This is a genomic window from Variovorax sp. 20P10.2.4, assembly GCF_058244205.1.
Window position 1 is genome coordinate 1 of record NZ_JBZAYE010000940.1, and the last position, 2,100, is coordinate 2,100.

The 2,100-nt window shown below is 69.3% G+C and carries 1 protein-coding gene and 1 pseudogene; both read left to right on the top strand.

The genetic code is table 11. The features are described 5' to 3' along the window. A partial coding sequence (locus AC27VN_RS39685) for a DUF748 domain-containing protein (RefSeq protein ID WP_490880243.1) occupies nucleotides 1-1,185 on the top strand: 1,185 nt, incomplete at its 5' end. Between the two features lie 231 nt (nucleotides 1,186-1,416). Next, a pseudogene (locus tag AC27VN_RS39690) lies at nucleotides 1,417-2,100 on the top strand (DUF349 domain-containing protein); the annotation flags it as partial.

The window sequence follows — 2,100 nt, forward strand, 5'->3', positions numbered from 1 at the left end:
AGCCTGGTCAACGGCAAGATCGACTTCACCGACCTGTTCGTCAAGCCCAACTATTCGGCCGACCTCAGCGAGCTGACCGGCAAGCTCAGCTCCTTCTCGTCGAATCCGCCGAACGGGCAGGGCGGCCGGCCGGCGCTGGCCGAGCTCGAGCTGCGCGGCAAGGCGCAGCAGACCGCGGCGCTCGAGATCACCGGCAAGCTCAATCCGCTGGCCAAGCCGCTCGAGCTCGACATCACCGCGAAGATGCGCGACCTCGACCTCGCGCCGCTGTCGCCGTACTCGGTGCGCTACGCCGGCCACGGCATCGAGCGCGGCAAGATGAGCATGGACGTCAACTACAAGATCGCGCCCGACGGCCAGCTCACCGCCACCAACAAGCTGGTGCTCAATCAGCTGCAGTTCGGCGAGGAGGTCGCCGGCGCGCCCAACAGCCTGCCGGTCAAGCTCGCGGTGGCGCTGCTGGCCGACCGCAACGGCGTGATCGACGTCGACCTGCCGCTGCGCGGCTCGCTCAACGACCCGCAGTTCAGCATCGGGCCGCTGATCTTCAAGGCGGTGGTCAACCTGATCGTGAAGGCCGTGACCGCGCCGTTCAGCCTGCTGACCGGCGGCCTGGGCGGCGGCGGCAGCAGCGAGTCGAGCACCATCACCTTCGAGCCCGGCAGCTCGGAGCTGAGCGCCTCGTCGAAGGAAAGCCTCGACAAGGTCGTGAAGGCGCTGGCCGAGCGGCCGACGCTCGAGATGACCGTGATCGGCACCGCCAGCCTCGAGAAGGAGCGCGATGCCTACCAGCGCCAGCGCCTGCGCCAGATGACCCTGGCCGAGAAGCGCCGCGCCGTGGTGCGCGGCGGCCAGGCCGGCACCGACGTGCCGCCGGTCACCGACGCCGAGTACCCCGAGCTGCTGACCGCCGTCTACAAGCGCGCCGACATCACCAAGCCGCGCAACATGGTTGGCCTGGCCAAGGACCTGCCGCTCAAGGAGATGGAGAACCTGCTGCTCGCGAGCGTGCCGGTCGACGAGGAGTCGATGCGCCAGCTGGCGGTGGCGCGCGGCGCCGCCGTGCGCGACTACCTGCTGTCGCAGAAGCTCACGAGCGAGCGCCTGTTCCTCGGCGCGGTGCGCACCACGGCCAGCGGCGACGACTGGAAGCCGGGCGCCGAGCTCAAGCTCGCGATGCGTTGAGCATCGAAAGGGGCGCCGCGCGGCGCCCCTTGGTTTTTCACGGTGCACTGCTATATATGCAGGCACCGTTTCCCCCTGCGGCGCGACCGATCCAGGCGTCGTTTCGCCGCATCGCCGGGCCGCGCCGCAAGGTGGATTTCGACGGCGCGCGGCAAGTGGGTCAAAATGGCGGTCTGCGCCGGCCTCTGCCGGCGCCTTCGCTTTCTCTCTTCAGACAACGATCTCGCGCACGTGACCTCTAATTCTTCCAAGCCACACGACCTTCAGGCCCTCGATTCGCTGACCGGCGGCGCCTTCACCGCGCCGACCTCGGGCGAGCGTGCCTCGCGCATCCGCGACTGGCTCGCGAGCAACCCGGCACCCGAGCAGATGCAGGAAGTCTTCAAGGAGTTGAGCGGCCGCGACAAGGGTGCCGCCCGCCTGCTGCGCGAGAAACTCGACGAGCTCAAGCGCGCCAAGGGGCAGGAGGCCATCGCCGCCGAATGGGCCCAGAAGGCCGAGGGGCTGCTGGGCCAGTCCAAGCTCAACATCGCCGACGCGCTCGCCTGGCAGCGCGATGCCGCCAAGGCCGGCGCGCCGCTGTCGCGCGAGCCGCTGGCCGGCTTCAAGGTGCGGCTGGCCGAGCGCATCAAGGGCATCGAGGACCTGCAGCACCGCGCCCAGGTCCATCGCGAGGCCGCCGTGCTGCTGGCACAGCGCTTCGAGGTGCTGTCCACCAAGGGCTGGCAGGACGCCCAGGTCGCCGAGGAATCGCTGCGCACCGACGTCACCCACTGGCAGCAGCAGGCCGCCGACATCGTCGCCGACGCCAACTGGACCAGCCTCGACGCCAAGTTCGCGCCGCAGCTCGAGTCGTCGAAGGCGCAACTGCTCGTCGTGTCCGACGCGTTTCACAGCGCGCTGGCGCAGGCCATT